This window comes from Mesobacillus maritimus (genome assembly GCF_019749255.1).
GTDB lineage: Bacteria > Bacillota > Bacilli > Bacillales > Cytobacillaceae > Mesobacillus_B > Mesobacillus_B maritimus_A.
The window spans coordinates 131902-156010 of record NZ_JACWFH010000006.1 but is presented as its reverse complement, the minus strand read 5'-3'; the positions used below and the strand labels follow the sequence as shown (position 1 = coordinate 156010).

At 40.0% G+C, this 24109-nt stretch carries 24 protein-coding genes; 18 read left to right on the top strand and 6 right to left on the bottom strand.

Going from position 1 to position 24109, the window contains the following annotated elements; translation table 11 throughout:
• The first annotated feature begins 49 nt into the window (after window positions 1–49).
• Both nagA and nagB read left to right on the top strand, forming a co-directional pair.
• The gene (gene nagA / locus H0185_RS03085; protein WP_221871106.1) at window positions 50–1210 is read left to right on the top strand and encodes an N-acetylglucosamine-6-phosphate deacetylase; all 1161 of its coding nucleotides are present in this window, start codon (window positions 50–52) and stop codon (window positions 1208–1210) included.
• Between the two features lie 6 nt (window positions 1211–1216).
• Window positions 1217–1954, top strand: a complete 738-nt coding sequence (nagB, locus tag H0185_RS03080; RefSeq protein ID WP_221871104.1) for a glucosamine-6-phosphate deaminase — start codon at window positions 1217–1219, stop codon at window positions 1952–1954.
• A gap of 38 nt (window positions 1955–1992) precedes the next feature.
• On the opposite strand, the gene H0185_RS03075 is transcribed toward nagB, so the two are convergent.
• Window positions 1993–2910 (bottom strand): phosphatidate cytidylyltransferase, encoded by a 918-nt coding sequence (locus H0185_RS03075; RefSeq protein WP_221871102.1) that lies wholly within the window; start codon window positions 2908–2910, stop codon window positions 1993–1995.
• An 87-nt stretch (window positions 2911–2997) separates the two neighbouring features.
• On the opposite strand from H0185_RS03075, the gene H0185_RS03070 reads away from it, so the two are divergent.
• On the top strand, window positions 2998–3561 hold the full coding sequence (locus tag H0185_RS03070) for a hypothetical protein (protein ID WP_221871100.1): 564 nt from the start codon (window positions 2998–3000) through the stop codon (window positions 3559–3561).
• Window positions 3562–3651: 90 nt separating this feature from the next.
• Here the strand turns inward: H0185_RS03070 and H0185_RS03065 are convergent, their stop codons facing one another.
• Window positions 3652–3852 (bottom strand): iron-sulfur cluster assembly accessory protein, encoded by a 201-nt coding sequence (locus tag H0185_RS03065; RefSeq protein ID WP_221871098.1) that lies wholly within the window; start codon window positions 3850–3852, stop codon window positions 3652–3654.
• A 569-nt stretch (window positions 3853–4421) separates the two neighbouring features.
• Here H0185_RS03065 and H0185_RS03060 point away from each other — a divergent pair.
• The gene (locus H0185_RS03060) at window positions 4422–5399 is read left to right on the top strand and encodes a S8 family peptidase (RefSeq protein WP_221871096.1); all 978 of its coding nucleotides are present in this window, start codon (window positions 4422–4424) and stop codon (window positions 5397–5399) included.
• Window positions 5400–5508: 109 nt separating this feature from the next.
• Here the strand turns inward: H0185_RS03060 and H0185_RS03055 are convergent, their stop codons facing one another.
• Window positions 5509–6345, bottom strand: a complete 837-nt coding sequence (locus tag H0185_RS03055; protein WP_221871094.1) for an RMD1 family protein — start codon at window positions 6343–6345, stop codon at window positions 5509–5511.
• Between the two features lie 297 nt (window positions 6346–6642).
• On the opposite strand from H0185_RS03055, the gene H0185_RS03050 reads away from it, so the two are divergent.
• Complete coding sequence (locus H0185_RS03050; protein ID WP_221871093.1) at window positions 6643–6900, top strand: hypothetical protein; 258 nt, start codon at window positions 6643–6645, stop codon at window positions 6898–6900.
• Window positions 6901–7162: 262 nt separating this feature from the next.
• Here H0185_RS03050 and H0185_RS03045 read toward each other — a convergent pair whose 3' ends face one another.
• Window positions 7163–8593 carry a hypothetical protein gene (locus tag H0185_RS03045; protein WP_221871091.1) on the bottom strand — a complete coding sequence of 477 codons (1431 nt, stop codon included), beginning with the start codon at window positions 8591–8593 and terminating at the stop codon, window positions 7163–7165.
• A 286-nt stretch (window positions 8594–8879) separates the two neighbouring features.
• Here H0185_RS03045 and H0185_RS03040 point away from each other — a divergent pair, with 286 nt between their 5' ends.
• The gene (locus H0185_RS03040) at window positions 8880–9431 is read left to right on the top strand and encodes a DUF4256 domain-containing protein (protein ID WP_425515807.1); all 552 of its coding nucleotides are present in this window, start codon (window positions 8880–8882) and stop codon (window positions 9429–9431) included.
• Between the two features lie 87 nt (window positions 9432–9518).
• Here H0185_RS03040 and H0185_RS03035 read toward each other — a convergent pair whose 3' ends face one another.
• The gene (locus H0185_RS03035) at window positions 9519–10664 is read right to left on the bottom strand and encodes an NADH-dependent flavin oxidoreductase (protein ID WP_221871087.1); all 1146 of its coding nucleotides are present in this window, start codon (window positions 10662–10664) and stop codon (window positions 9519–9521) included.
• Window positions 10665–11064: 400 nt separating this feature from the next.
• On the opposite strand from H0185_RS03035, the gene H0185_RS03030 reads away from it, so the two are divergent.
• From H0185_RS03030 to H0185_RS02985, 10 genes are all read left to right on the top strand, one after another.
• Window positions 11065–11871 (top strand): ABC transporter permease, encoded by an 807-nt coding sequence (locus H0185_RS03030; protein ID WP_221871085.1) that lies wholly within the window; start codon window positions 11065–11067, stop codon window positions 11869–11871.
• A 17-nt stretch (window positions 11872–11888) separates the two neighbouring features.
• Window positions 11889–13751, top strand: a complete 1863-nt coding sequence (gene modA, locus H0185_RS03025; RefSeq protein WP_221871084.1) for a molybdate ABC transporter substrate-binding protein — start codon at window positions 11889–11891, stop codon at window positions 13749–13751.
• A gap of 14 nt (window positions 13752–13765) precedes the next feature.
• The gene (locus H0185_RS03020; RefSeq protein WP_221871082.1) at window positions 13766–14350 is read left to right on the top strand and encodes a 4Fe-4S dicluster domain-containing protein; all 585 of its coding nucleotides are present in this window, start codon (window positions 13766–13768) and stop codon (window positions 14348–14350) included.
• Between the two features lie 4 nt (window positions 14351–14354).
• Window positions 14355–16601 carry a molybdopterin-containing oxidoreductase family protein gene (locus H0185_RS03015; protein ID WP_221871080.1) on the top strand — a complete coding sequence of 749 codons (2247 nt, stop codon included), beginning with the start codon at window positions 14355–14357 and terminating at the stop codon, window positions 16599–16601.
• 14 nt (window positions 16602–16615) lie between these two features.
• Window positions 16616–17518: a selenium metabolism-associated LysR family transcriptional regulator gene (locus H0185_RS03010; protein ID WP_221871078.1), complete on the top strand. Its 903-nt coding sequence runs from the start codon at window positions 16616–16618 to the stop codon at window positions 17516–17518.
• 306 nt (window positions 17519–17824) lie between these two features.
• Entirely contained in the window at window positions 17825–18304 is a 480-nt protein-coding gene (locus tag H0185_RS03005; RefSeq protein ID WP_221871076.1) for a MarR family winged helix-turn-helix transcriptional regulator, read from the top strand.
• An 18-nt stretch (window positions 18305–18322) separates the two neighbouring features.
• The gene (locus H0185_RS03000) at window positions 18323–18883 is read left to right on the top strand and encodes a hypothetical protein (RefSeq protein WP_221871074.1); all 561 of its coding nucleotides are present in this window, start codon (window positions 18323–18325) and stop codon (window positions 18881–18883) included.
• A gap of 15 nt (window positions 18884–18898) precedes the next feature.
• On the top strand, window positions 18899–19636 hold the full coding sequence (locus H0185_RS02995; protein WP_221871072.1) for a CPBP family intramembrane glutamic endopeptidase: 738 nt from the start codon (window positions 18899–18901) through the stop codon (window positions 19634–19636).
• Window positions 19637–19793: 157 nt separating this feature from the next.
• The gene (locus H0185_RS02990; RefSeq protein WP_221871070.1) at window positions 19794–20516 is read left to right on the top strand and encodes an SGNH/GDSL hydrolase family protein; all 723 of its coding nucleotides are present in this window, start codon (window positions 19794–19796) and stop codon (window positions 20514–20516) included.
• A gap of 433 nt (window positions 20517–20949) precedes the next feature.
• Entirely contained in the window at window positions 20950–21894 is a 945-nt protein-coding gene (locus tag H0185_RS02985; protein ID WP_221871068.1) for an alpha/beta hydrolase, read from the top strand.
• Window positions 21895–22125: 231 nt separating this feature from the next.
• On the opposite strand, the gene H0185_RS02980 is transcribed toward H0185_RS02985, so the two are convergent.
• Entirely contained in the window at window positions 22126–22635 is a 510-nt protein-coding gene (locus H0185_RS02980; protein WP_221871067.1) for a hemerythrin domain-containing protein, read from the bottom strand.
• 744 nt (window positions 22636–23379) lie between these two features.
• Here H0185_RS02980 and H0185_RS02975 point away from each other — a divergent pair.
• Complete coding sequence (locus H0185_RS02975) at window positions 23380–23871, top strand: DUF2975 domain-containing protein (RefSeq protein ID WP_221871065.1); 492 nt, start codon at window positions 23380–23382, stop codon at window positions 23869–23871.
• A 10-nt stretch (window positions 23872–23881) separates the two neighbouring features.
• The gene (locus H0185_RS02970; RefSeq protein ID WP_221871064.1) at window positions 23882–24100 is read left to right on the top strand and encodes a helix-turn-helix domain-containing protein; all 219 of its coding nucleotides are present in this window, start codon (window positions 23882–23884) and stop codon (window positions 24098–24100) included.
• Window positions 24101–24109: the final 9 nt, after the last annotated feature.

The following is a 24109-nucleotide window of genomic DNA, read 5'->3' as shown; positions in this document are numbered from 1 at the left end:
AAGCAGGGTTTCGTTTATTCTGCTTTTCAAGAAGGGATCTTGTTATAGAATGAAACAATTATTGATTAAAAATGCAAAGGTTTTTACGACTAATCAGGTCATTGAAAAGGGGTCTGTACTGATTGAAGACGGCGTGATTACAGAGATATATTCTGATGAGCCAAAGATTAGGCTTGATGATGAGAATGTAATTGATGGGGCAAATTTTAATCTAATTCCTGGTTTTATTGATGGTCATATTCATGGGGCGAATGGAGCGGATACGATGGATGCAACGGAGGAGGCACTGGATAAAATCGCTTCCTATTTACCATCCGAAGGGACAACAAGCTTCCTCGCAACTACGATTACGCAAGCACCTGAAATGATTGAAAAAGCACTGATGAATATCGCAAGCTATCAAAATAAGAGTGGGTATGCAGAAGTCATTGGTGTCCATTTGGAAGGACCATTTGTTGAAAAGAAGCGGGCAGGTGCTCAACCGCAGCAATATATTGTTGAACCTGATTTGAATCTTTTCAACAAGTGGCAGAATCTTGCGGACGATAAAATCAAAACGATTACGATGGCACCGGAACACAGCCAAGATGGATCATTTATCAATACATTATATAGTAATGGAATAAATGTGTCGGCAGGGCATACGGATACTGACTTTCAAGGAATGAAAAAGGCAGTATCTGAAGGGGTTCGCCAGGTAACTCATCTATGCAATGCCATGTCAGGGATTCATCATCGAGACATTGGTGTTGTTGGGGCAGCCTTCCAACTTGAGGAATTGCAGTCTGAACTGATTTGTGACGGCATCCACGTATCCCCGGAAATGATGCAGTTGATTTTTGATCATATTGGTAGTCAGAGACTCATCATGATTACGGATTCAATGCGAGCGAAGGGTCTACAGCCTGGTGATTATGAACTAGGCGGTCAGCCAGTAAAAGTGACGGAAGATCGTGCTGTGTTAGAAGATGGAACGCTTGCTGGCAGCATATTAAAAATGAATGAAGGAGCTCAAGCCATGCTCCGGTTAAATGGTGTTTCCATTAGAGAGATTATTGAAATGGCTTCAGTGAATCCGGCAAAACAGATCAGACTGTTTGACCGGAAAGGCAGCATTGAAGTTGGAAAAGACGGGGACGTTTTGCTGGTAGATGACAACATGAATATTCAATACACCATATGTAAGGGTGTCATTGCATACAAAGGATGAAGGAATTTGAAAATAGTAAAAGTAAAAGATTATCAAGAAATGAGTCAAAAAGCGAGTTCCGTTCTTTTGGACTTAATTGCAAAGAAAGCAGACCCCGTGCTTGGATTGGCGACGGGGTCAACGCCGATTGGGATGTATCAATCTTTAATTAAAGCTTATGAGCAGGAAACAGTCTCTTTTAAACATGTAAAGACCTTTAACTTAGATGAATATGTCGGACTAGGACGTCAACACCCGAATAGTTACCATTACTTTATGAATGAAAAGCTGTTTAAGCACATCGATATTGGCTCTGGGCAAACGTTCATTCCAGACGGAACAGCCAATGATTTGGTAGTAGAATGCCAAAATTATGAACAACAAATTCGTGAAGCTGGTCAAATTGATATTCAAGTATTAGGCCTAGGTTTAAACGGACATATCGGATTTAATGAACCTGGAACTTCTTTTTCTAGCAGGACACATGTGATTGACTTAATGGAATCAACCCGACTGGCCAATGCTAGATTTTTTGACAGCGTGGATGAAGTTCCAACTCAAGCGATTACCATGGGAATTGATACGATTACCGAAAGCAAATTAATTCTCCTTCTCGTTTCTGGGGAGAAAAAGGCAACAGCGCTAGCTCGATTAATAAACGGTGAGGTATCTGAAGAGTTCCCTGCATCCATTCTCAACAGACATCCCAATGTGATTATTATTGCTGATGAGGCCGCTTGTAGGTGTAGGGAATATGGCAACTAAAATAGGTAGAAAAACCGTAAACATCTGCTGTTTACGGTTTACATAAAATCAAAAAAGTAACGAATAATGTGGAAAAAGATTGGTGAAGTATACGTTAAACTATCAACACGACTGAGATAACTTTCCTTTAATGATGTAGATTTTTCGTCATCCCCGATTAATAAGTCTCGTTTTAAAATGGAGATCGTTGATGCTCCAAAAAAGCCTCCGACTGCTATGAGCAATCCTGAAATAATGCCAAAGGTTTGGTCAAAGGGAGTTAAATAGGGATAGACAAAATAAGCAACGGTCGTTGTGACGATAGTGGCTCCGATAAATCCTTCCCATGAGATATTTGGGTTTGCTGTTGGAATGACTTTTCGTTTGCCAAAATACAAAGTAATTAAAAAATGGATAGCATCGTTCAGTTGCGTAAGTAAAACCAAAAATAACACTAAATTCGCCCCGTATTCAGGTGATGCAAATTGGAAATAGGCTAAATGACTTAAGCCAAATACCATGAGCATCAGTCCCCATTGGGTTGAGCTTACGGAGCGAAGAAAGCCCACAGTTCCTTTTTTTCCAAGAATTCGAGGGATAGGCAAGAATAGAAATACGTAAATCGGGATAAAGACGATAAACATTCCATACCATTCAATGTAGATCCAATAAAATTGAACTGGGATGGATAGATAAGCCCATAAAAAGGCTCTTCGATCAACTTTTCTTGTTCGAATCATTGAATAAAATTCCTTTAAAGCAAAAAAACAAAGCACCATTAAGGATAGTAAGGAAACGAGAGGGTTAAATAATGTGGCGAAAACAAAAATTACAAACATTCCCCACCAGGTTTTAACACGCGAGGAGAGAGAGGTAAAATCCTTATTTGGCTGACACTTTTTTATGATTTGAAATAATAGACTAATAATGAGTAAGCTTATAAAAATGATAAATTGTGTCCAAAGTGCGCTATTCATTTCTCCACCAACTTTATACCTATTTTTTTATGAGTTATGTATAATAAATATAGGTTATTAATGACATTTTTAAAAGAGGGAAAACAGATGGATGGAACCCAAAATGTATATATTATGCTCACAGACACAGGAACCTTGTTTACAAAATCGATAAAGAAGTATACAAGGGCGCCATATAATCATGCATCAATCTCCTTTGACCCAGATTTGCAAGAGTTATATAGTTTTGGACGGAAACACCCGAGTAACCCTATGAACGGTGGCTTTGTAAGGGAAGATATTTTCGAAGGTACTTACAGCAAGTATCCAGAAACAACTTGTGTTATTTATAGACTTGAAGTATCCGAGCGAGAAATCGTAAAAATGAAACGTGTGTTAAATGTCTTTAAAAAAAATCAACACAAATTTCTTTATAATCTACTAGGTGTTATCGGTGTTTCCTTGAAAGAACCTGTTGAATTTAGTAATTCTTATTTTTGTTCCCAGTTTGTTGCGGAAATCCTTCATCGATCTGGAGTTCGACTATGGGGGAAACTCCCGGCGCTCGTTACCCCTGATGATTTCAGAACCAATGACAGACTACATCAGGTATATGAAGGAAAGTTATTTGAATATGGACCAATTAAGGGCCGTTTTTTAGACGGGCGTTAATCCCTAGTTTTCTAGCAGAACTAGGGATAATTCTATTTTTGGATAAAAAAATGCAATCTAAAAAAGGAAGCAGGGGAGTTGCCCCTGCTTCTAAGTGTTTTGAGTAAATTTCATTCCAAAGGTTAAGGTTTCAAAATTATTTTTAAGGATAAACCCATAATTATTATGATGGTCAATGACCACATCACCATCTAGATGGCCAATCACTGATGGGTCTATTAGGATGGTAATAGGATAGTCTTTAAAAACTTCGTCACTTTTTACTTGCTCACCCTGAGCAAGTTCATACACATATGTGGCACCTCAACCAGATGTGCGAACTTCATTAAGCCGAATAGTCGGTTCTTCGCCTAGTTTGCTAATTAGCTGCTGGTTTGCATTTTGGGTTATCGTTACTTTCATTTTCTTCACCTCATTAATAAGATTCCCATCTTAAGTCACTCATAAAAATAAATCAATTATGATCGTTTCTATTATCGCAATTTGCATTTCTATTGTCTAAAATTTGACTTGTATTTGTTTAGTCCAAAGTTTATGTAATTCCTTTCTCTTTATAAAGGGTGTGAACAGTACGACTGGGGTTAATCTCATAGAAAGGCAAAAGGTAACGATAATAGTATTATGTTAACTAAAGTATAGATTAATCCAGTTCTGTTGATTCCAATCAACAGAACCAGAGGGAGCGGAAGGATTGATAAGAGGGCATTTAGGTTAATAGATGGGGAGAATCTCCTGTTTTTAGAAAAAACTGATTTTTTACTATATTCAGTGAAGCGTTTAATGTATAATGAAATAGAACAAATGTTCTTTAGTGGGTAAGGTTATAACACCCTGTTTATTAAATTCGAAGGAGGAAAAGGATGAGAGATAAACAAGTGAAGTTAATTCCGTATACGATTCAACAGGTCGTCGAACACGCTGATGAAATACCAGAAGGAATTCGGTTGGTACAGGCTCCTGAGATCTGGGAGGAAAGCAACCATGGGGCTGGGATTGTCGTTGCCGTTATTGATACTGGGATAGACACAAATCATCCAGATTTGAGGGATCGAATCATTGGTGGGAGAAATTTCACAACCGATTTTCAAGGAAATCCTGACGCTTTCGAAGACAATAACGGTCATGGTACTCACGTATCCGGAACAATTGCTGCTAGTTTAAACCAGCAAGGAGTTGCCGGTGTTGCACCTAGTGCGCAAATTCTAAGTTTAAAGGCGTTAACAGGTGATGGGTCAGGCAATTATGACTGGATTATCAATGCGATAAACTTCGCTGTTGATTGGCGTGGCCCTCAAGAGGAACGAGTTCGTGTGATTTGTATGTCTCTCGGTGGTCCGAGTGATGTTCCTGAAATGCATCAGGCAATTCAACATGCCGTTCAAAAAAATATTTCCGTCGTCGTAGCGGCTGGAAATGAAGGGGATGGCGAAGAAGAAACCTTTGAGTACGCTTATCCTGGAGCTTATAACGAAGTCATTTCCGTCGGAGCTGTAAGCATGGATTTGAAGCTTGCCCCTTTTACCAATACCCATACTGAAATTGATCTTGTCGCCCCTGGTGTAGAAGTGATGTCAACGTACCCGGACAATAAATATGCAAAACTATCTGGAACTTCAATGGCAGCTCCGCATATAGCCGGCGCTCTTCCTTTAATCATTAACCTAAGTGAAAATGAGTTTAATAGAACATTAAGTGAAGCAGAGGTGTATGCACAACTGATTAGACGAACAGTCCCACTTGGTTTCCGTAAAAGTTCAGAAGGAAACGGATTTCTCAAGCTGAATCTACTAGAGAAGGTAGCTGAGTTCAATGAGAAAGGGACGAGTACGATATCCTGATAGTAAGCTTTGAACGAACCCTCTTATACTCTCTGCATAATGGCTGGTGTAAACTCGTAGAACCAAGGGCCTTAAAAGGGCCTTGGTTCGTTTCATTTATGCTATTAAATTATGGTAGTAACCCTGCAATTTCTAGTAGCGTAAGGACAATCTCAAAGAGGATAAGGAGCACGATGACCCATTCTACAAACAGCCCCCGTATAGAATGGCTGATATTTGAAAATCCATCCATAATGCTATACAGTGTTTCTGTTTTGTTTTTTAGGATTTTGTATCGGTCCGTTAATTCAAAAAACTCTGCCATGTTATCGTAAAATTCTCCTGCGGTACTATTAGTCCAAGTGATATCAGGTTTATCTAAAATCATGATATAGGCAATGGTATTGTATTCGTGTCGAACAATCTTGGCGGTAGTCCTTGCCAATTCTTTATTGCCAATTCGAAGTTTTCCTTTTTCCAACCTATCAATCATCGTTTCGAGTTTATCATGGATTTGCCCTAAGGCTTCTTCGGTTTTCTCGAGTGCCACTGACTTTGCAAGAACCGTTGAAATTAACTCTGGATAAATTGAGTCAAACTCTGGAACCACTACATATTCGTCTGTTAACTCAATACTTTCATTTTCTTTGATATGAAGACAATAATCGTCTGTATATCGTTCTACTTGCTTGAGGTCAATCTCAGGTTCAAAGGTATGAATATAGGAGTAAAAGCTTTTCATCTCATCTGTGTTTGAAGTATTAATGAAGACAATGCTTCCGAAGGAAAAGACAAGCACTTGTTGGAAATCGTTCACTTCTTTATGAAGGATCGAGCTTAGAATACGACCTTTTAGAATTAAAGGCTCTTCCCATGTGAATTTTTTTGGTATGCCACAATCTACGGCAAGCTTGTTTAAGTCGATTTCATTGGTGATGGCAAATGCTTTAAAGGTAATGGGGCTCATTGGAATCACTCTTTCAGAGGGGATTTTTTAATCATTTAATTCGCCATCTAAGAGGAATTTGCCTGCTAAAAAAATGCAGATCATCTTCCTAATTTCCTTTCGAAATCTGGGGCACTGAGTTGAATATGTGAACGTTTCCCATGAAAGATTGCAAGAGATTTCAATGATTGCGAGGGGAATGCTCCATGTGCTTTGGTTAAGTTTTTGATAATAAGATTAAATGTTCTTTTGAAGGGTAAAAACAGCAGGATTTTCCACTCTTTTTAGCGAATGATTAATAAAAGGAGGGAAAAAACGATGGGATATATGGAAAATGAACTGATTGACTTGGAAAAAGGAACGATCTATACAACGAGAGACCTTGCTGAGATCATGAACAACAATACAAATGCACTCGTTTTGAGTGAAGACACTTCTTCCTTTCAAGAAGGAGATATGACATCCCGCTATTTAGTTACGAAAAAACTCGAATCGTTTATTCATCGAAATGATGGAGGATCGTATACTATCCCGAATTCAAAGCAATTAATTTACATTGTTAAAAAGTGTAATTAAATGATTGCAATCCTTATTTGACTTCCTAATTAACCTTTATTTGAATTTTTTTGCGATAATAGCACAGGCTCTCTTCCTTGATTAGGTAGAGAGCCTGTTGCGTTATAGTAATCATATAGAATAATGATTTCTTTCTATGTAAGTAAAGATCGAGGATCCAAGAATCCAAGAATACTAAAATGAAAAGGAATAGTGGAAGGATACACTATTCCTTGAAAAATGTCTTAAACAAATTGTTACTAGGCCAGGTGCTTGTTAAGGTTTAAAAAAACCATAACCCAACGAAGGTGGACAGGATCAGTCCAATGATTACTGGGAAAAAGCTCTTTCGAACCAGCTCCATGACCGGGACTTTGGCGAAGCCGGCTACTGCGACGAGGGACGACCAGGCGATTAATGTTCCGCCACCGACCCAAATCGAGCCCATTTGCCCAATCGCTGATAATGTTTCGGGGTCAACCCCAACGCTGCCACCTAATGCACCGGATAAAGACCCAACTAAAGGAAGACCAGAGAAACCGGAGCCATCTAATCCTGTAATCATTCCAATGATCAGAATACCAAAGCCTGCAATAAACGGGCTTTCGGGGATGAATTGCTGACCAGAAACGACTAAATCAAACAAGAAAGACGGAGCATCATCTGCGGGGGTTCCTAGGATTCTGCCTGATAACTCTCCACTTCCAATAAAGAAAAATCCTGCAATGGGAATAACTGGGCCCATCGCTTTAAAGGCAAATAAAAATCCTTTAACAAGATTGTCGCTAACGGCATTTAAGGAGGAGCGTGGGTTTTTAAACATGGAAGCAGCAATCAATAGGAGTGCTGAAGCCCCGCCGATTAAAGCGGCTCCTGTTCCACCTTCAACCGATGGAATAAGATCGGAGAACTTAGCAAGAAACATGTAGACGATAATAATGAGAAATGTTAGGGGAACAAGAATGGCGAATAAGAAGCTGTATTTACTTTTCGCGGGTTCGTTAATTTCAGCGGCTTCCTTCATTTCTTCATTGGATAGATCTTGTTTTTCCCAAGCTGATAAATGATTGTCTGATGGGGATAAAATTCCTTTTCGTAACGTTAGGTAAGCGATAATGATTGCAGCAATACCTGTGACAATAGATAACACAAACGCCCGGTCCGCAACAATTCCTACATCCACACCGGCAGCTGTTGCTGTTAAGGTTGGAGCAATTTGAATCACATAGTCAGATGAAAGGGCCATCCCTTGACCAGCTAGTGAAATGGCAATGGCTGCCCCAATTGGTGGAAGTCCAGCACGTATAGCAACTGGAATGAGCAAAGCGCCGACTAACGGAACAGCGGGTGTTGGCCAAAAGAATAAGGAGATGGCGTACGTAACGAGAATCAATGTCCAAAAGGAGATATGCCCATTTTTCATCACCTTTTGAAAGGGTGTAATCATCTGCTTATCCGTACCCAGTAATTTCAACGAGTGAAGTAAAGCAGTCATAATTGTGATGATTAGAAAGATATTAAATAGCTCGCCTGCTGCAATTAAACTAGCATTAAAAATGGTTTGCAACCCAACGGTAAATGAGCCGGTGAAAATCCAGCCAACTAAAAAAGTAACGATGATGGATGGCACCACCACATTCTGTCTTAGCAGCATTGTTAAAATAATGATGCACGTACCAATGAAATACATCCAATGTGCTGCTGTTAATTCCATTTATAGTAAGCCCCCTTATGAAAACACTCATTTGCAATCTGTAAAACAGTGTATGCTTTCATATGGGCGGAGGTGAAAGAGGGATGGAAATATTGTCATAGTAGGTTCTAGCACTTGTTAGCATCCCTAATAACAAAGTGATAATTGCTAGCAGTCTCTCTTTTACTATGGTTATACAAAAGGATAAATGGTTTATGTTAAACTTAGTTTGTAACGTTTACTTAAATGAAAGAGTCAGTCCTAAATATAAAATGATAAGGAGGAAAAGAATTTGACAAAGACAAGTATGGAGTTGTCACAAGAAACAATTGTAGAATTATTAACCACATTAAAGATTCGTTTTGAGAAGCATATGAACCGCCACGAGGGTCTTGAATGGGACAAAGTTCAGGCAAAGCTAGACGGGAATAATGAAAAATTGTGGTCCCTGAATGAAATGGAAAGAACCGGCGGGGAACCCGATGTTGTTGGCTTAGATGAGAATACGGGCGAGTACATATTTTATGACTGTTCAGCGGAAAGTCCTAAAGGTCGTAGAAGTATTTGTTACGACCGTGAGGCACTGGAGTCTAGAAAAAAACATAAACCAGAAAATAGTGCGATGGATATGGTTGTAGAAATGGGAATTGAGATGTTAACGGAAGATGAATACCGGGAGTTACAGAAACTTGGTAATTTCGATTTGAAAACATCGAGTTGGGTGCAAACACCTGCGAATGTTCGTAAACTTGGTGGGGCACTGTTTTGTGACCGTCGTTACGATACTGTTTTTGTGTACCATAATGGAGCCGACTCCTATTACGGAGCCAGAGGATTCCGCGGGTCATTAAGGGTCTAATAGAACAAGTAAATAATTGAAAAGGAAACGCAGAGAAAAACTCTGCGTTTTTTTCTGTCGTGAATAGTACCAGATCCTTTTTTACTTTCACGACACTCCCGGAAACCAACCAGGTGTATTGATAATCGCATTCCATAATGGATCAGGAATCACCAATTCTTTTTGTTTGCTCTTGTCAATCTCGGTAATAATTTCTGCTTCTTTTCCTTCTGCGACTTTTTGAACCCAATCTGGGTCTATGATTAATTCTCTGCCTAATGCTAGTAATGGAACACCAGTCTCGAAGGCTTTGCGTGCATCTTCAGCGGAGTAAATAGAGCCAACGCCAATTAGGGGCACACGCTGATTGATCGTTTCAAGTAGGTATTCGATACGTGTTTTATTGAGATCCTCTACACCTCTTCTTGGTGTTGAAAAGAATTCCCCTAAGGAAACATGCAAATAGTCTAAGCCTTTATCTGCTAAGGTATCCACTAGCTTAAGCGTATCATCCATCGTAATGCCAGGGGATTCCGGTTCTTCTGGTGAAAAACGATAGCCGACGATAAAATCTGCTGGGGCATGTTCGTTCACAACTTTTTTTACCTCATCGACAATCGCAAGCGGGAAGGTCATTCGTTTCTCGAGGCTACCGCCATACTGATCTTCACGACGATTGGAATGAGGGGAGAAGAATTGTTGAATTAAATATCCATTTGCTCCGTGGATTTCGACCCCATCATAGCCTGCCTCAACCGCACGTCGAGTCGTTTCCCCGAAGGCATGAATGATTTCCTCTATTTCTGCTTCTGTTAAAGCTCTTGGTTTAACATCTGGTTCTTCTGTCGAAACACCACCTCTTTGGGCAGGGACATCACTAGCGCTGACAATTTCTCCGTTTGGAACCAATTCTGGCGGACACATTCTACCACCATGGAAGATTTGTAAAATGGCTTTTGCTCCTTGCTCTTTTATCGCTGTGGCAATGCGTTTTAAGCTTGGAATCATCTCATCAGAATCACCGGCAAATTCTCCATGGAAACCTTTTCCATTTGGGGTGACATTCGTGCAAGCAGTAATCACCATGGAAACCCCACCAGAGCGACGAGCATAATAGTCCACTTCGGCATCAGTAACTATTCCATCCGGGTTCGATGAAAAGTTGGTCATCGGTGCCATTATGATTCGATTCTTTAACTCAACTCCATTTGGAAGTGTAAAAGGAGTAAAGAAAGCTTGGTTTTGTTGATTCATGTTGGTGTCCTCCGTTTTTCATAGGCTGTCTTTTACCATTTTAATCTTAACAAAGAGGATGAGATTTATGAAATAATTGAGATTACAAGCTGTATTTAAGGATAACCTATTTCTATTAGCTGACTTAAGAATTGATCTTTTGACTTGTAGAGTTTGATGAAAGGTACGATTTACAAATTAAGCACTTTTTTTTATGTTCATTCTTTGCGAGGTCCTAAGGTAAATCGGAGAAATGTGCTTAAATCAGCGGGTTACCTAAGCTAGGAATCTGTCCAGATAGACAAAACAGGGCATAAATACAAGAATGGTATAATAAAATTTTATGTAATTGATAATAAAAATTTATAATAGTATACTAGACCAGGTAATTTACAATTGGTAAATAAAGGAGTTTGCTAGCATGTTATTTTTGCAAAGAGCTGGACAGTTTGTTTTCTTTTTTCTTGTTTTGGTTATCGTTACATATTTAGTTCTCCCGTTGATTTCCGTGTTTATCTCAAAAAGTCCGACGGTTCTTTGGGAGAAGCTTAATGGTAGTTTGGCTTATGAGGCACTTATGTTAAGCCTGCAAACAACCATTATTTCGATTCTTTTCATTATTCTTTTCTGTACGCCACTTGCTTATTGTCTGGCAAAAAAAGAATTCATTGGAAAGAAGGCGCTTGAGGTTGGTCTCAAAATGCCGATTGTTGCTCCGACTGCCGTTGTGGGGGTCGGTTTGTTGTTGGTGTTTGGTCAAAATGGATTCTTGGGTGGGACGCTTTCCCTGTTTGATGTGGAGATTCCGTTCACCTCAATTGCCGTCGTGTTAGCGCAAATTTTTATGGCGTCACCTTTTTATATTAATACAGCTCGGCAGTCGTTCGAGGCCGTGGATGATCAACTACTTGCTGTGTCAAGAACTCTCGGTGTATCAGCATTTAAGACCTTTTGGCGTGTGACGATTCCACTAGCTTTACCGGGTTTAATTTCTGGAGTAGCTTTGAGTTGGGCGTTAGCATTAGGGGAATTTGGTGCCACGATGATGTTTGCAGGAAATATGCCAGGGAAAACCCAAACGTTGCCGTTAGCCATCTTTACTGCGATGGAATCGGATGCCGATGTTGCAACAGCTATATCTGCCTTGCTTTTAAGTGTGTCGTTCTTGGTGCTTCTATTTGTTAGTCTTGTAGAAAAGTATATGAAAAATAAGTTAGCTGCAAACTAGAATTGGAGAGAAGAATAATGTTAGAAATTAATCTTAAGAAAAAGCTTCGTCATTTTACAGTTGATGTTTCGCAGCAAATTGATACAGAGACGCTTGTGTTGATTGGTCATTCTGGCTGCGGAAAAAGTACCACGTTAAAAATGTTGGCAGGGCTGTTACGGCCGGATGAGGGAAAAATTGATCTCAATGGACAGGTGCTTTACGATCAGAAGCAAAAAAAGAACTTGCCACCTGAAGAAAGAAACATTGGGTTTGTTTTTCAAAACTATGCACTATTTCCCCATCTTACTGTCACTGAAAATGTTGCTTACGGGATCTCAAGATTGCCTACTGATGAAAAGAACAAGCGGATCCAAGAGACATTATCATTTTTAGGGATTGAAGCGTTAGCCTCCTCCAAACCAGCAATGTTATCAGGGGGAGAGCAGCAACGCGTTGCTTTGGCACGTGCTTTGGTTACGCAACCTAAACTATTGTTACTAGATGAACCTTTGTCAGCACTAGATGTTTCCACTCGTTCACACGTAAGGACTGAGCTGAAGGAAATCCTAAAAAAGCTTTCAATTCCAACGGTCATCGTTACACATGACTACGAGGATGCTCGCGTATTGGCCGATCGTGTTGCAGTTATGGACCAAGGTGAAATCATCCAAAGCGGCGTTCCACGAGAGATTGCACAGTATCCAGCCAATCACTTTGTTGCGGAGTTTACTGGGACCAATTTAGTGGCTGTTGAAAAGAGGCAACCAGGGTTGCCAGAATATGTAGCCTTTGACCCCTGGAAGGCAGAGGTGAGTCGTGAAGCAAAGAATTCACCCTACGAATGGTACGGTGAAATTCGCGATATTGCTACCCTTGGGGGGTTTGTTCGTTTACATATTACCGGAAGTTCTTCCTTCTATGCTGATATTCCGATTGAAGTTTATGAAAAGGAAGGGTTCCAGCATGGAGAAAACATCTATTCAAGGGTGGAAGAAAATGAGGTTCGGCCTATTTCTATTTCTCAAGATAGAACTGTCCGTCCTGAGCAAAAACCGAAAAAGATTCCTACAGAATTCAAAGCAAAACCGAAAAAGTGGAAATGGGCTTCGTTTGCGATCATTTTCGTTCTTGCTTTTATGGTCGTAACGTATGGGGTTACTTCTAAATCCGCTACTGGAGAGGTTGGTAGTCAAACGGAAATGTTTGCTTTAGTTGCCGCAAATGCCACCGATCCATTTAATAAGCTTATCGTGGAATTTGAACAAGATCACCCTGATGTAAAAGCGGAAGCTACTTATGCTGGAACGCAAATCATTCGAACGCAACTGGAGCAGGGAGCGAAAGCTGATTTATTTTTATCAGCGGACTTAGAACATATTGAAGCTGTCAAAGAACAGGGATTAATTGAAGAATTCTTTCCTGTTTCAAATAACCATCTTGTCATAGTGGTCCCGAAAGAAAATAAGGTTGGAATAGAATCATTAGAGGATTTAGGAAATAAAGAAATGAAACTGGTAATTGGTACCGATACGGTTCCGATTGGTCGATATACTCGTGATGTGATTAAAAAAGCTACGGTTGCGTACGGGGATGGATTCGATGAAAAGGTCATGGACAATGTTGTGTCATTGGAAACGAATGTAAAACAAGTGCTTCAAAAGGTTTCTTTAGGAGAAGCGGAAGCAGGGATTGTGTATACAACGGATGTCACCCCAGAGTTCTTAAAAACCGTTCAGGTGATTGAAATTCCTGAAGACTTGAACATTGTGGCGACCAACTATATCTCTGTCGTAACAAAAGCACCAAATAAAGAGTTTGCGGAAGAGTTCATGCAGATGATGCTTTCGGACAGAGGTCAAACTGTTTTTGCAGAATACAACTATGACCCGTTAAATTGAGGAGGAAATAGAGATTGGTTTCAACGTATATGATGCTCATTGATTTGAACAGTTGTAGTGGTTGTCATGCCTGTTCGGTCGCATGCAAAGCAGAACATCGAGCCCCGACACATTCTTTTCGGCATACAGTACAGTATGTTGAAAACGGGGCTTTTCCTAATGTAAAGCGAATGTTTGTGCCAACTTTATGCCAGCATTGTGAAGACGCCCCTTGTCTTGAGGCTTGTCCGACGAACTCTATTTTTCAAAAGGAGGATGGATCGGTCATGATTGATCAAGAAAGCTGTATCGGGGCGGGACCCTGTGTGGAAGCTTGTCCTTATGGGGCCATTTATTTGGATCCATCTACTGGATTGGCTGATAAGTGTGATTTTTGTGAAAGTAGGGTGGAGGCTGGTGGAGTACCAGCCTGTTCGGCAACGTGTCCAACGGATGCGATTTTGTTTGGATATGAAGAGGATGAGTATATTCAACAAGCGTTAAAGCGGGGCTATAGCCAATGGGAACGAGAAGCAACAAAGCCGCGTGTATGGTATAAGGGGTTGAATCAGGATACAGAATCAAAACTAAAGAAAATCAATGATTTGGAAGGAAAGTGATACCATGACGATTCAGTACATCCCCACAATGTGCCTTAATTGCAGTTCGGTGTGTGGGATGATTGCTAAAGTGAAGGACGGGCGTATTCTTAAATTGGAAGGCAATCCTCTTGATCCGAATTCCAAGGGGAAATTATGCGCCAAAGGGCAAGCGGCCATCAATATGGTGGAAGATCCCGAACGTATCTTATATCCAATGAAACGGATTGGACCCAGAGGAAGCGGCAAGTTTGAACGAATTAGTTGGGAGGATGCGATTGATACCATTTCAGCTCGGCTTCGCATGCTGCGGAAGGAGAAATGTCCTGAAAAATTGGTCCTGCTTTATGGAAGGGATCGAAGTAATGGATTTCTTGAACGATTTACAAATGCATTTGGGACGCCCAATAAGCTGGGCCATCGGGGCTTGTGTTCGTTAAACAAACGAATGGCCATCCGCGCGGTCATAGCTGATACCGATTGGGAAACCCCTGATTTTGCCAATACATCGTATATTCTTAATTTCGGTAGCAATTTTTATGAAGCTCATCAAGGTCATGTTGGGATTATGACACGTGTTGCTGAAGCTAAGCGCAATGGAGCTAAATTAGTGACGTTTGATGTTCGACTCTCAAATACGGCCGCTCAATCAGATGAATGGCAACCCCTCTTTCCAGGTACCGACGGACTGGTTGCCTTGGCGATTGGCCATGTGATCTTGAGAGAGAATTTGCAGGATAGAGAGTTTATTACCGACTGGACAAACGCTTCATTAGAAGAATGGAGAGCACATTATCAACCTTATACTCCTGAATATGCTGAAATGATAAGCGGAGTTTCAGCTAAGAAAATTGAAGAAATCGCGCTTGAATTTGCAAAGGCTGCTCCAAAAGCGACAACCATCACCAATCGAGGGGCACATGCCCATGAAAATGGATTTTATAATGAATGGGCTGTGTTATGTTTAAATGCGCTTGTTGGAAACATTGGGCAAAAGGGTGGTTGGTGCTATATTCCTGGGGATGTGAACGTGTCCGCACCGCAACCTGGTCCGCTTCCACCAAAGCCTACGGTAAAAACAGAACTTTCTCATCCGTCGGAATTGCCATTTGTGAATCAAGTGTATCCAAAGGCGGCATCAAGTACCATTTTTCCGTATATTGCAGAAGGAAAAGCCCAAGTGGACACGTTGTTTTCTTATTATGTCAACGCACCGATGAGTTGGCCAGAAGGTCCAAGTTTTGTCCGGGATGTGTTGATGGATGAAAACTTGGTGCCCTTTCATGTTGTCGTGGATGCTTTCAATAGTGAAATTGTTGAAATGGCGGATATTGTCTTACCAGACGCGACTTTTTTAGAAAAATGGGATTTAGATGCGCGCAATTCCCATGAACTGCAACCTTATGTTGGATTAAGGCAACCCGTTGTTCCACCCCCAGGGGAGTGCAAAGATATTCGCGATATTTTGATTAGCTTAGCAAAAGCAATCGATGAAGAGATGGCTCACTATTTTAATTTTGAAGATGCCAAGGAGTTTATTACTGAATGGGCGAAGGTGGTTCCGGGTGGGGTAGACCATTTAATAGAAAAAGGGATTTGGGTGGATAAAACCAAAACGAAAGCTTTTACTCCGTACCTAGAAAAAACAGGTTATGACCTGAACGATCCTTCGATTATAATAGATGAAAATGGAATTGCTAGGTTGAAGGGAAATCAACAAGTTATTGGCAGGGTATGGAAGAACCAGATTGTCAAAGGGTTTGCAACACATGATCGAACCTTTCAATTTAAACTACATACAATCGGCCAACTATCGCATGCCCCAATCTTACCTGTGTATCGCCCGATCCCGCATCATCACCAATTAACAGAGAATGAATTGATGTTAACAACGTTTAAATGGAATGTTCATACCCAATCAAGGACAGCTAACCAAGCCTGGTTAACTGAAATTGTTGATGACAATCCATGTTGGATTCATCCAGAAACGGCTGAGAGGTATGGGCTCAAAAAGGATGTTGAATTTACTATTGTTACGAAGGAGCAGAATGGGAAGCATACGAGGATCACCGTAAAGCCATTCATCACCGAAGCCATTCACCCACGAGTGTTGGCGATTTCAGCTAGTTTTGGCCATTGGCAGTACGGACGAAATGCTAAAGGAAAAGGGTATAACCCTAATTCAATCATTCGGACGAAAATGGATCCGGTCGGTGGCGGCCAAGCATGGAATGATACGGTGGTAACCATTGAGAGGGCAGCGTGGAACTAAGTGGAGGAAACATCATGAATCTAAAAAAAATTGAAGCATTTCTTTTGATAGTGGAAAAAAACAGCTTTTCTATCGCTGCAGAAAGTCTCGGACTGACGCAGCCTGCTGTTAGCAACCAGGTAAAAAGCTTGGAACATGATTTGGGGGTGAAGCTAATTGAACGTGGATCGTCTTCGATTCAGCTAACCCCTGCTGGCAACTTTGTGTACCAGCAAGGCAAGCAACTCCTTGAGATGGCGAACGACATGCAGGAAGGGGTGAAAAGCTTCCAGGGTGTTTTAACAGGCAGCCTGCGAATCGGGGCAAGTACAATACCGGGAACGTATCTGCTACCAAAATGGATCGGTCAATTTTATCACCTTTTTCCTAAAGTAGAAGTGATAAATGAAATTGCGGATTCAAAACAAAATCTAGAATGGCTGATGGACAGGCATATCCACATTGCAGTTACTGGAGATAAATCTGACTCGCCTGAGATGATTTCAGAGTTAGTTGCGACCGATTCCCTCGTACTCATTGCTCCAAAAGGACATCCTTTGACATTATCTCCGTTAAATCAAAATCAAGGGAGTTTAGTACAATATCCGTTTGTTCTCCGTGAGATTGGTTCCGGAACGCGAAAATCAATGGAGGCAGGATTGAACCTTTTAGGGATTCAAGTAAAAGACTTACAAGTTGTGGCCCAACTCGGGAGCACAGAGGCTATTATTGCCGCCGTTGAGGCAGGATTGGGGATTAGTTTTGTATCAAGTTTCGCAGCCAGACCTGCCATGGAAGCAGGACGGGTGCAACAAATCCCAATAGAGCCAACTTTTCAGCAAAGGTATTACCTCTCCTATCTAAAAGGAAAGCAAGAGAATCCACTTATTGGACGATTTATTGAGTTAGTTGGTCGTGAATGTGTCGAGAAAAAATAGCAGGGCTGGTTTATAGGTGGCTCAGGGGTTTGTAGGAGTATTCTTGAACTCCCCAAATGAATAGGAACAAGGGAAACCCGTTCGGTGAACATCTTCACTCGGATGGGTTTTTTATTGATTTTTAAAGAAAGAACAACTAACTCGAATTACGAATAACTACCGAAAACTAGGTGGTTTTTTACGTGAGCGTTATAAATTGTAAATTTCTGTTTATTCAGGTTGATAATCTGGAAAAATTATCATATACTTAAGTAAAGTTAAATATTAATTAAAATGAAATATAAACAATTTTAAAGAGTTTAGAAAATGAAAGGATTAGGTGTAGACAAAATGGACCTCAAAAAGATTCTAATACAAGCAAATCAATATTCCGAGGGGATTAAAGCCGTTTTCATAAATGAATATAAGAGGCTTTTAGATGAGAATGACTTATCAACGAAACAATCTCTCGTACTTAGTACGTTAGATATGAAGAAAAAGCTCACCATGAATGAGGTAGCGGAACTAATAAACGCGACTCCAAGTGCTGCCAGTCAATTTATCCGCAAACTGGAGAGTAAACAATATGTGAAAAGAGAGGTGAACAAAGACAACCGCAGAGAAGTTTTTGTTTTATTGGATATACAAGGGGAAAAGTTTTATGAAGAAATGAATGCCATCGATGAAATGGTGCTAGAAAAGTATTTTATGAAGTTGCCAAAAGAAGATATTTTAAAATACCACGAGATTCTAAAGAAATTACATGAAATTGTTACAGAAGATGAAGAGAAGGAGCCTTTAATTTAAAAAAGGGGTGGGTGTATCTTGAATCAGTCCACAATGGAAACGAATGTTCACCACGATGAACATGAAGTTCGTCTTTTTACCTATCACAAGCAATCTGGTTATATTGGGTTTACCTATGCGATGATTGGTGTAATTGTACTTGAATCTGTTGGAGTTTCTTTTTTGCTTTATAAATGGAGCCCAATCTTACATTGGTTGCATTTGATTCTTTGTGTTTTTATAGGGAGTTTCTTGATTGTGGATTTAAAAGCAGTCGTCAAAAATCCAATCTCTTTTAAAGACAACGAACTAGGAATGAAAATCGGAATTCGGCAGAAGGTACTCATTGATGTAAAAAACATAAAAGAACTGAGAAACGGAAGCATTCATTATGAAAATGACCGTAAAAATAAAGAGGTGCTTGATTTATCTTTACTAGGTTTCGATGCACCCACCTTTGAAATAGAATTAATCGAACCAATTGATAGCAAGCCACTCATTGGGAAAAGTCATATGATTAGCAGGATTTTCCTCAGTGTAGACGAGAAGGATGCTTTCTACAACATGATAACTGAGAGACAAAAGGTAATCTCAAAATAGTGTACTGGGGGAAAAATGATGGAGATTTGGTATTGGCTGCTCATTCTGTTTCTATTACTCTATGAACCAGTTTATGGTTATTTTGACTATCAGAAATTTACAGCTAGGGTCCGTCTTCATCCAGAGGAAAGAGTACGATATTATAAAAAAATCATGGTAGCGCTTTGGGTGCCGACACTCGTCATCTTTGGCATGGTCCTGATGGGACCGCTCACTTTTGTAGATATAGGGGTAAGTGGCATCCAGTTGGATACGCAAACATTAGGACCGTGGTTCACTTATTTCGCATTAGGCGTAGGGGTTGTAAACTTTCTCATTCTTATCTATTATCTAGTTGGATCCAGAGTAAGTGAAAAGCTAAGAAACTCTTTTATTCAAGCACAACAGCGAGAGCTTGAGAAAAGCAAGTTCACTGATATTATGCCAGTCTCGAAGGAAGATAAAAAGGTTTGGACCTATGTTTCTTGGACAGCTGGGTTTACCGAGGAGATCATCTATCGTGGCTTTCTGATCTATGCCTTAACCACGTTGTTTCCTTCCTTGTCTATCTGGATTATTTTAGTTCTTTCCGCTTTCGTATTTGGTCTCGCTCATACGTATCAAGGGGTAGGAAATGTAGTAAGAACCAGCCTTATTGGTCTATTTTTTGCCATCTTGTATGTCGGATTAGGGTCCATCCTTCCGCTGATTGTATTACACTTTTTAATTGATTATGTTGGGAAAATTGGGGATGAAGAAGAAAAGCAAGGATAAAGAATTTTAGGGGAAAGATCTAGTGCCTGACTTCTAGTGCAGTAACGCTGTACAGGGGGTCAGGCATTGTTTCTTTAGTTCGATAAAGCATATAACGAGTTTTTTATAATAAATTATATTATAATATAGTAATGTCAGAGCGTAAGGGGAATGGGATATGAAGATTATTTGTTTTGGAGATAGTTTGACACGGGGAGTTTCTTTTGTAGATGGACGGTTAAAGATTTTGAAAAACAATTATCCAAAAATCCTCCAAGAATTATTTTTAAATAACAATAATAATGATGAAAATGATATTCTCGTAATGAATAAAGGAGCATTTAATGATAATTCTGATATCCTTATTAAGAGATTAGAACGGGATGTAATCGAAACAAAACCGGATTATGTCATCATTGAAATTGGCGGGAATGACTGTGACTTTGCATGGTCAGAGGTTGCTAGTAAACCAGATGCTGTCCATCATGCCACCGTTCCCTTAGATAGGTATATAAACAACCTAAAATCAATCGTTATCAATATTAAAGAGGCGGGAATGACACCCATTCTTTCTACTTTACCACCATTAGATCCAGTTCGGTACTATGATAGAATTACGGAAAATTTCAGCTCTAAAGTGAGCAACTGGATTTGCAAAGTTGGCGGAATTGAGCATTGGCATAGTAGATACAATGCGGCCATTAAAACGATTGCCCATGAGTTGGATGTTATGAGTATTGATGTGAGAAGTGCAATAAGTCGTGCCGGAGATTTAGAAGACCTAATTAGTCTTGATGGCATTCATTTAACTGAAAAAGGTTACAAAGTCTTTGCAACTGAAGTATTTCAAAAGTTAAGTAGTGTTTTGGGCAGCGATACGAAACTGCTTGCAGAGAAATGATAGCATTTTCTAGAATTTTTATTAATAGGAACCTAAAAAAATAAGGTCGGTTATCAAATAAAGGAAATTGATTTTCAGAAATTGGTGTTGAAAATGAATCTTTGAGTTTGGTAGAAACCCTTGATAGCGTTTTAATAATGTACTATTGTGGGAATAAGTTTAAAATTCAACAGAAATGTGGAGCTTACATGAATGCACTCCTTAGGGATGTTCCTTCATTTGAGCTCCTTTTTTTTAGGAGGAGGTCGTTTAGCGTAAATATTCGGTTGGTAAGATAATAGTAAAGATTTTAGTAGGTTCCAAACTAGGTAAGTAACCATTATTGTTTTGACTATAAGGTAGGTATTTTAGGAAGGATTTAGACAAGTCTAATGAAACAGGTCTATTAATATACTTTATTGCAAGAATATTCTGTAAGAAGGAAGGTAAAGCGATGACACTTGATCCACAAACAAAGTTTGTATTAGACCAAATGGCAGCAGCAGGTATCCCACCACTCGAAACATTACCTCTAGAACAAGCAAGGATGGCACAAACCTTACCGCAGGGGCAGGAACCTGAACCGGTAGGAAAAGTAGAGAATAGAATTATTCCAGGTCCTGATGGGGATATTCCTGTTCGGGTTTATTATCCAAAGGACGTCCAACCTAGTTATCCTGGCCTCGTTTATTTTCATGGGGGCGGCTGGGTGTTAGGAAATCTTGACTCACACGATGGGATATGTCGTGCCCTTACTAACCATGCGAACTGTGTCACGATTTCTGTTGATTACCGACTTGCGCCTGAAAATAAATTCCCGGCCGCAGTGGAAGATGCCTACGCTTCTGTACAATATGTTTATGATCATGCTGACGAATTTCAAGTAGATCAGTCCCGAATCGCAATTGGGGGTGACAGTGCAGGCGGAAACCTTGCAGCTGTCGTTGCACACCTTGCGAAAGAAAAAAATACGCCAGCCATCTGTTATCAAGTGTTGCTCTATCCAAGCACTGGCGCAGGAATTACACCGCTAACAGCATCTAGACAGGAAAATGCGGAAGGATATATGCTCACCTCAGGAATGATGGATTGGTTTTTTAAATGCTATATAGAAAAGGAGGAAGATAAAAATAATCCACTTGTGACACCAATGTTTTTTGGAAATTTCAAGAATCTTCCTCCCGCAATTGTCATCACCGCTGAGTTTGACCCTTTGCGTGATGAAGGAGAGGCATATGCCAAGAAACTATCGGACGCAGGTGTAGAAGTTGAGTGTATTCGCTATGATGGGACCATTCATGGCTTTGCAAGCATGGCAGCTGTGATTGATTTAGGGAAGGATGCATTAGAAAAGGCTGGAAAAGGATTGCAAAAGATATTTGAAAAAGCTATAGGTTGAAATTGAATTTGTATCAGAGATAGCTAGTAAATATGAGTGGCATGCTTGGGAGACTGTGATTTGGCTCATTTTATAGGGGGACTGTACAGCAAATAATTGTATCTGATTCATACATGGCCATACAATCATTCAACGACTTTTTTGAGAACAAAAGCTTGTAGAGAGTTGTCTCCTCTACAAGCTTTTATTTGTTTTTCGTTAGCAGTTTTTACTTTTTATCACAACATTCGATTAACCTACCTGAACCAATTTTTCAAGTTCCTCCATCTCGTTCCTTGACAAGATCTTCTCTGCCAATGGAAATAGTACTTTTTCTTCTTTAGCAAAGTGTTGGGTCAAGGTTGCATAGGCTTGTACAGCGAAAACTGAAATGAATTGGGCATACTCTTCATCTAAGTTCGAACCTGCTTGGGCTGCTTCGGTTAGAAAATCCTCTAGATGCTGTTCTGCTTTTTCATGCTCTTCCTCCATCTCCTCTATGGTAGTGTCATTCTTTCCAAGACGGCGATTCATGAACGGAAATAATCCTTCTTCCTCACGGGTGGAATGGGCCTTCAGCTTAATAGTAAAATCTGAAACTAGATTGTACAATTCCGCAAACAATTGAACCACAATAGGGCCTGATTCGCATTCAATCTCTTCGGTCATTTCATAGAAGATGTCCATATCTGCTCTTAAGGATACATGCTCGTTAATTAATTGTTGAAGTGGAGCAGAGAAAACATGGTTCGAAGCTTTCATGACCAATCCCTCCTAGCGTTCTTTTTTTAAAAATCTTTTTATCATTTAGTGTGACTTCAATCTTATTTATCCTTCTTGAAGCATATATCAAAAACCTTGATGGTTTTGTGATACTCATCACGAATAAAAAATTGGGAAAACCATTAGGTTCAGGAACTTTTTTAAAATGGCTGTGTTAAAGTACATTGTTTTTTCTTACGTTGATTGGAGCGGTAGCACGGAGTCTCCTGCGGGAGTACGTTCGGACTCAGATTCTGTTTTTCAAGGTGTGGCTGTCCGAACACAACTCACATTCGGACTCAGATTCCGATTTTTAAGCTGTTGCTGTCCGAACACAACCCTCATTCGGACTCAGATTCCGATTTTTAAGCTGTTGCTGTCCGAACAAAACCCTTATTCGGACTCAGATTCCGATTTTCAAGCTGGTGCTGTCCGAACACAACTCACATTCGGACTCAGATTCCGATTTTTAAGCTGATGCTGTCCGAACACAATTCACATTCGGACTCAAGCTTTTGTTTTCTGCTCGGGACAGTCCGAACACACCCTTTAACTATCACTTCCCTAGGATCCTCTAGGAAATATAGGAATGTATACATAAATGTGGAATGTTTCTACCGGTTACATATTTTTGTAGGGTGAGATAACAATAAAAAATATAGAAAACAAGATAAAAATTTATTGTAAAACGATAAATTCGGTGCTAAAATCAAAAAGAAATCAAATTAGAGAGGTGCTTTTAGAATGAAACAAGGATCAACACTGTTTTTAAAATTGGCTGTTATTATTATGGGGATTCCTGTGCTGGGGGCCTGCATCTTTTTGTTACCTAACCTAGCAAAATTAGCAATGAAACATGTAACTGATGGTCCAACGCTTGCTTATATGGTATTTGCACTTGTAATCATCATGTATGTTTCGGCCATCCCATTTTACTTCGCCTTGTATCAAGCTTTAAAACTGTTAAGTTATATTGATAAGAACCAAGCGTTCTCGCAGATTTCAGTAACCGCGCTTAAAAGCATAAAAAAATGTGCCATCACTATTACATGCTTGTATGTGGTAGCTCTGCCATTCGTTTTTATCATTGCAGAGTGGGATGACGCGCCAGGTCTCGCGTTACTTAATTTGGTAGTTGTGGGTGCGGCAATGGTTATTGCAGTCTTTGCTGCTGTTCTCCAAAGGCTATTACAAGAAGCAATCAATATAAAATCTGAAAATGATTTAACGGTCTGAGGTGATTACGATGGCGATAATAATAAATATTGATGTAATGTTGGCGAAACGAAAAATGAGTGTCACGGAACTTTCGGAGAAGGTTGGAATTACGATGGCGAACTTGTCAATCTTGAAAAATGGCAAGGCAAAGGCGATTCGCTTATCCACATTAGAAGCCGTTTGTAAGGCTTTAGATTGTCAACCGGGAGATCTTTTAGAATACAAAAACGATGAGGATATTCAATAATAAGCATGG

What these genes read in the sequence shown, in the direction of transcription:
- nagA (WP_221871106.1), top strand. Translation starts at nt 50, where the DNA reads ATGAAACAATTATTGATTAAAAATGCAAAGGTTTTTACGACTAATCAG.
- H0185_RS03075 (WP_221871102.1), bottom strand. Translation starts at nt 2,910, where the DNA reads ATGAATAGCGCACTTTGGACACAATTTATCATTTTTATAAGCTTACTC.
- H0185_RS03070 (WP_221871100.1), top strand. Translation starts at nt 2,998, where the DNA reads ATGGATGGAACCCAAAATGTATATATTATGCTCACAGACACAGGAACC.
- H0185_RS03060 (WP_221871096.1), top strand. Translation starts at nt 4,422, where the DNA reads ATGAGAGATAAACAAGTGAAGTTAATTCCGTATACGATTCAACAGGTC.
- H0185_RS03055 (WP_221871094.1), bottom strand. Translation starts at nt 6,345, where the DNA reads ATGAGCCCCATTACCTTTAAAGCATTTGCCATCACCAATGAAATCGAC.
- H0185_RS03050 (WP_221871093.1), top strand. Translation starts at nt 6,643, where the DNA reads ATGGGATATATGGAAAATGAACTGATTGACTTGGAAAAAGGAACGATC.
- H0185_RS03045 (WP_221871091.1), bottom strand. Translation starts at nt 8,593, where the DNA reads ATGGAATTAACAGCAGCACATTGGATGTATTTCATTGGTACGTGCATC.
- H0185_RS03040 (WP_425515807.1), top strand. Translation starts at nt 8,880, where the DNA reads ATGGAGTTGTCACAAGAAACAATTGTAGAATTATTAACCACATTAAAG.
- H0185_RS03035 (WP_221871087.1), bottom strand. Translation starts at nt 10,664, where the DNA reads ATGAATCAACAAAACCAAGCTTTCTTTACTCCTTTTACACTTCCAAAT.
- H0185_RS03030 (WP_221871085.1), top strand. Translation starts at nt 11,065, where the DNA reads ATGTTATTTTTGCAAAGAGCTGGACAGTTTGTTTTCTTTTTTCTTGTT.
- modA (WP_221871084.1), top strand. Translation starts at nt 11,889, where the DNA reads ATGTTAGAAATTAATCTTAAGAAAAAGCTTCGTCATTTTACAGTTGAT.
- H0185_RS03015 (WP_221871080.1), top strand. Translation starts at nt 14,355, where the DNA reads ATGACGATTCAGTACATCCCCACAATGTGCCTTAATTGCAGTTCGGTG.
- H0185_RS03010 (WP_221871078.1), top strand. Translation starts at nt 16,616, where the DNA reads ATGAATCTAAAAAAAATTGAAGCATTTCTTTTGATAGTGGAAAAAAAC.
- H0185_RS03005 (WP_221871076.1), top strand. Translation starts at nt 17,825, where the DNA reads ATGAAAGGATTAGGTGTAGACAAAATGGACCTCAAAAAGATTCTAATA.
- H0185_RS02995 (WP_221871072.1), top strand. Translation starts at nt 18,899, where the DNA reads ATGATGGAGATTTGGTATTGGCTGCTCATTCTGTTTCTATTACTCTAT.
- H0185_RS02990 (WP_221871070.1), top strand. Translation starts at nt 19,794, where the DNA reads ATGAAGATTATTTGTTTTGGAGATAGTTTGACACGGGGAGTTTCTTTT.
- H0185_RS02985 (WP_221871068.1), top strand. Translation starts at nt 20,950, where the DNA reads ATGACACTTGATCCACAAACAAAGTTTGTATTAGACCAAATGGCAGCA.
- H0185_RS02980 (WP_221871067.1), bottom strand. Translation starts at nt 22,635, where the DNA reads ATGAAAGCTTCGAACCATGTTTTCTCTGCTCCACTTCAACAATTAATT.
- H0185_RS02975 (WP_221871065.1), top strand. Translation starts at nt 23,380, where the DNA reads ATGAAACAAGGATCAACACTGTTTTTAAAATTGGCTGTTATTATTATG.
- H0185_RS02970 (WP_221871064.1), top strand. Translation starts at nt 23,882, where the DNA reads ATGGCGATAATAATAAATATTGATGTAATGTTGGCGAAACGAAAAATG.